The organism is Bradyrhizobium uaiense (genome assembly GCF_010811875.1).
In the GTDB taxonomy this organism is placed as follows: domain Bacteria; phylum Pseudomonadota; class Alphaproteobacteria; order Rhizobiales; family Xanthobacteraceae; genus Bradyrhizobium; species Bradyrhizobium uaiense.
Window position 1 is genome coordinate 1 of sequence record NZ_VKHP01000406.1, and the last position, 4294, is coordinate 4294.

7 protein-coding genes and 1 pseudogene are annotated in these 4294 nt (G+C 65.4%); 3 read left to right on the top strand and 5 right to left on the bottom strand.

Annotation, left to right across the window (positions count from 1 at the left end; translation table 11 throughout):
* From FNJ47_RS44725 to FNJ47_RS44745, 5 genes are all read right to left on the bottom strand, one after another.
* The coding region (locus FNJ47_RS44725; protein WP_283811383.1) for an MHYT domain-containing protein at positions 1–594 on the bottom strand (594 nt) is incomplete at its 3' end.
* Between the two features lie 216 nt (positions 595–810).
* Positions 811–1623: an SDR family oxidoreductase gene (locus FNJ47_RS44730; protein ID WP_163162989.1), complete on the bottom strand. Its 813-nt coding sequence runs from the start codon at positions 1621–1623 to the stop codon at positions 811–813.
* Between the two features lie 23 nt (positions 1624–1646).
* Positions 1647–2069 carry a PaaI family thioesterase gene (locus FNJ47_RS44735; protein ID WP_163162991.1) on the bottom strand — a complete coding sequence of 141 codons (423 nt, stop codon included), beginning with the start codon at positions 2067–2069 and terminating at the stop codon, positions 1647–1649.
* Positions 2066–2872 carry a crotonase/enoyl-CoA hydratase family protein gene (locus tag FNJ47_RS44740; protein ID WP_163162993.1) on the bottom strand — a complete coding sequence of 269 codons (807 nt, stop codon included), beginning with the start codon at positions 2870–2872 and terminating at the stop codon, positions 2066–2068. The genes FNJ47_RS44735 and FNJ47_RS44740 overlap by 4 nt, the downstream gene beginning before the upstream one ends.
* An 11-nt stretch (positions 2873–2883) precedes the next feature.
* The gene (locus FNJ47_RS44745; protein ID WP_163162995.1) at positions 2884–3234 is read right to left on the bottom strand and encodes a hypothetical protein; all 351 of its coding nucleotides are present in this window, start codon (positions 3232–3234) and stop codon (positions 2884–2886) included.
* A gap of 94 nt (positions 3235–3328) precedes the next feature.
* Between FNJ47_RS44745 and FNJ47_RS44750 the strand changes: the two genes are divergently transcribed.
* The 3 genes and pseudogenes from FNJ47_RS44750 to FNJ47_RS44760 all read left to right on the top strand — a co-directional run.
* On the top strand, positions 3329–3865 hold the full coding sequence (locus tag FNJ47_RS44750) for a TetR/AcrR family transcriptional regulator (RefSeq protein WP_163162997.1): 537 nt from the start codon (positions 3329–3331) through the stop codon (positions 3863–3865).
* Between the two features lie 46 nt (positions 3866–3911).
* On the top strand, positions 3912–4109 hold the full coding sequence (locus FNJ47_RS44755) for a Trm112 family protein (protein ID WP_163162999.1): 198 nt from the start codon (positions 3912–3914) through the stop codon (positions 4107–4109).
* A gap of 78 nt (positions 4110–4187) precedes the next feature.
* A pseudogene (locus FNJ47_RS44760) lies at positions 4188–4294 on the top strand (IS5/IS1182 family transposase); the annotation flags it as partial.

Consider the following 4294-nt stretch of genomic DNA (forward strand, 5'->3'; position numbering starts at 1 on the left):
GATCGCGACCGCACCCATCGCGGTGAAATGATGCGACACGATCGCCAGCGTCAGCAACAGCGCCGCAACGAGCGTCATCCAGCGATCCTGATGGCGGACCGCGATTGCCAGCGCGGCGTAGCCGAACAGCATGCCGAGCACGATGGAGGCAGCCACGAGGTCGAGCGACCAGACCACGTGGCCCGGCACTTCCAGCGCCCACATGCCGAGATAGTGCATGCTGGCAATGCCGGCTCCGATCACTGCGCCGCCGACCGGCGCGCGCCAGCTACCGGAGTCGCTGGCAGCAAGGCCGAGTCCGCCGGACGTCAACATCATCGCCACGGCGAGCGACAGCGCCGTGAGCACGATGCCGTAGCCGGTCGGCACGCCCGGCTCGTAGGCGAGCATGGCGATGAAATGCGTTGCCCAGATTCCGTAGCCGATCGCGGCTCCCGCGATCGCAATCCAGATCAGCCGTGTCCTCGCTTGCGATGCGATCGCGCGATGGAAGATGTTGACGGCGACAATGCTGGCGACAAAGCAGACCAGTCCGGCGAGCAGAACGAGCCGCCAGTCATGCTCACCTGAGAGACACGTGAGAACACGAAACATGCATCGGTCCATGGTTGTCCGCGCGGACAGGCTAGGCCGATTGAATTGTCTTCTCGATAATTTTCTGCAACTTTTGGTGGCATGGTTATCCGCGCGTAAGCCGATTCCGCACGGAAATTGATGGCCCCATAAATTTTGCGCGCCCTGCAATGGCGCGGACTTATTCTGCCTTTGGCTTAAGCCTTACACGTCGGCGTTTGCCTGCCGGGCAGCCGGTTACGCGGCCGACCGCCGCTGCGCAGACGCTTGCTTCAACCAATCCGCCCATGACCGTGTGCCGCGGACCCCTTGGCTCACGACGAAGCCCATTCCGCGTGCAGCCCGATCCGACAGCGGTACGGGGAGGATCGCACGGCGCAGGCTGCGTGCGGCCTGAAACTGCCGGGCGATCTCGACCAGGCTGAGGTCGTCAGGTCCGCCAATCTCGGCGCGCATGCCGCGTCCCCCGTCAAAGGCGCATCTGACGAGATAGTCCGAAACGTCTGACGTATCGACCGGATTGAATGTCGCACGAGGTATCGGCCACACCGGAAGAGCCGACATGCCTGCCAGCAGGTCCCAAATGAGATAGTGGAACGGCATGGCACGAACCACCGACCATGAGACGCGCGACTGCCGGACCAACTGCTCCCCTGCAAGCTTGACGCGCGCATAGGGCAGCGTCGCGCCGTCGAGCCCGACGATCGAGACGTGAAGCAAATGCTGCACGCCGGCGTCGTGGCTGAAGGCGAGCAGACGCGCGGTCCCTTCGACATCGACCGCCGATGGTGACTTGAAGAAGTCGATCGGCCTGAAGCTACCGCGTCGAGCGATCGGCGAATGCGTTGCAGCATTGATCACGGTCTGCACGCCGTTCAACGCCGCGCGCAAGCCTTGCCCGGTGGCGAGATCGCCGATCGCCCATTCGACATCGGCCCGCGCCTGCCGGGACCTGGCAAAGACACGCACTGGGTGCCCTGCCTGGACGAGGTGATCCACGAGATCGCGGCCGAGATGGCCCGTCCCGCCGGTGACGAGGACGAGAGACATGTTCAAGCTCCCATGTTGACCGATCAGCCCGCGAGCGGAATCAGCACCGTCTCGCCGGTCGCAACCAGCACCGGTTCCCCCTGCTCGTTCTCGGTAAATAATTCGGCGCGCGCGAAAACCTGCCGGCGGCCGGCGCGCAGCAACGTGCCCCTGGCGATGAAGCCGCGGCCCACCGCAGGCTTCAGGCAATTCATCGAGAAATGCGATGCGGTGACCGAGCCCACGATCGACGCGGCGGCAAATCCGCAGGCGGTGTCGAGCAGTGCCGCGATCATGCCGGCGTGCAGGTGGCCGGCATACTGGGTGAGATCGTCACGCCAGGCCATGCGCAGCTCCACTTCGCCGGCACCGGCGGAGACCACCTCGAAGCCGGCAAGCCGGTTGAACGCCGCCGACGCGTTGGTCGCGGCGAGACGTTCCAGATCGAATCCCGGACCGGTACTCATGCAAAGCTCCATTGCGGGGCGCGTCGCTCGAGATTCGCCCTGACCGCTTCGATGTGGTTGGGCGTGCCGAGCAGCAGGGCCTGCTCGGCGGTTTCGGCCGCGAGCCCGGTCGCGGCATCGCCATCGGCGGCGAGATTGAGCAGCCGCTTCGCGGCACGGATCGCGTCCGGGCTGAGGTCCGCGATCGCACGCGCCGTCTCAAGCGCAGCCGCGCGCGGGTGTTCGACGATCCGGGTCGCGAAGCCGTAGCCGAACGCTTCGTCGGCGGAGAACACCCGCGCGGTGTAGGTCAGCTCGCGCACCACGTCCTCGCGTGCCAGATGGCGCATCAATTGCGTGCCGGCCATGTCGGGCACCAGCCCCCATTTAGCTTCGATGACCGCAAGGCGCGTGGCCGGCGCGAGATATCTGATGTCGGCACCGAGCATCAGCTGGAAGCCGCCGCCGAACGCGATGCCATGGACGGCGGCGATCACCGGCACCGGCAGCTCGCGCCAAAGCCACACCAGATGCTGCGCGAAATTGGCGATCCCGTGGGTGCGCTGGCCGAGATCGGCAAAGGGCAGGATGGATTCGCCCTCGGTCGTTGCGATCAGCCGCTCCTTGTCAAGGCCCGCGCAGAAGCCCTGCCCTTCGCCCGACAACACCACGGCACGGACCTTTGGGTTATCCGTGAGCCGTGCGCCGACGTCAGCGATCGCGGTGAACATGTCGGGATCGAGCGCATTGAGCTTGTCCGGACGGTCGAGCCTGACGTCCGCGACGCCGTTGGCGATGCTCAGGCTGACACGATCGGTCGTCATGGCTGCGCTCGCTAGTAACCGGCGGAGGCAAGCGCCACCACGGCGCTCATCGCCATCCAGCCGATATGGCGGAAGCGGGTCGCGATTGCATTCGCCAGCGCAGCGAAGCCGAACACGACCGCGAGCGTCGCCACGATCCAGTGCCGCGCGGCATCGGATGCCATCGCGGGTGCTGCGATCAACAACACGCCGCCGCCGATCCAAGCGACGGTGCCGGCCTGATAGACCAGACGCAGCAAGAGGCGCAGCCGCGGCGGCTCGACGGTGGCGCGCGCGAAGATTTTGGTCTCGCCGAGAACGCCATGGATCAAGCTGACCAGGATGGCGATGAGCCCGGCGCCTTGCAGCAGAAGATCACGCATCGCGATGCCTCCATACAGTACTGTATGGATATGATCCCGACCGCTGGCGCCTGTCAATACACTTGTGTATGGTCGGCGCGCGGGACGGGGAACCATGACGGAACAACTTTCGGTCAAGGATTGGCTCGATCAGGGCCTCAAGACGCTGGCACGACGCGGCTTCACGGCGCTCAAGGCCGAGCCGCTGGCCAAGGCCATGGGCGTCTCGCGCGGCAGTTTCTACTGGCATTTCGCCGACATCGGCGCCTACCGCGCAGCGATCCTCACCCATTGGCGTGAGGTCGCCGCCGAGCAGGTAATCGCCGAGCTGGAGACCATTCCGGCAGGCGGCGATGCGCTGGCGCTGCTGCTGCGCCGGACCTTCTCGGCGCGGCTGGCGCTGGAACGCGCGGTCCGCAGCTGGGCCACCGCCGATGCAGCGGCGCGTGCCGCCGTGCTCGAGGTCGACCAGCGCCGGATCGGCTACATCGAAACGCTGCTGCGGCAGGCCGGATTCCCGGACGACGTGGCGCGCGGCCGGGCGCAGATCTTCTATTGGGCGTTCATCGGCTACGCGCTGTCCGAGCAGACGCTGCCGAAGGCGCGGCAGCAGGCCGCAATCGACGAGCTGTTGCGCATCGCCAAGCGCTGACAGCTCACGCCGGGATGTGCTACAGGACGGCGAGCCGGAGATTACAATGAATTCCACGACGGATCATCTCGAAAGCACCGCCGACCCGAAGTTGCTCGAAATCCTGGTGTGCCCGATCACCAAGGGGCCGCTGGAATTCGACGCCGCGCGGCAGGAGCTGATCTCGCGCTCCGCAAGGCTCGCTTATCCGATCCGGGACGGCATCCCGATCATGCTGCCCGAAGAGGCGCGCAAGATCGACTAGGTGGTGTGGACTCTAAGGATTCCCTTTTAGGAGCAAATCAGATTCAAGGCTGCTTTTAGGGAGGCCGTCTTGGGTGTGATGGACCGTTTGGTATTGAGCGACGCGGCGTGGAAGCGGATGGCGCCGTTGATCATAGGGCGCCCCGATCAGAAGGGCTCGACCGGACGCGACAACCGAATGTTCGT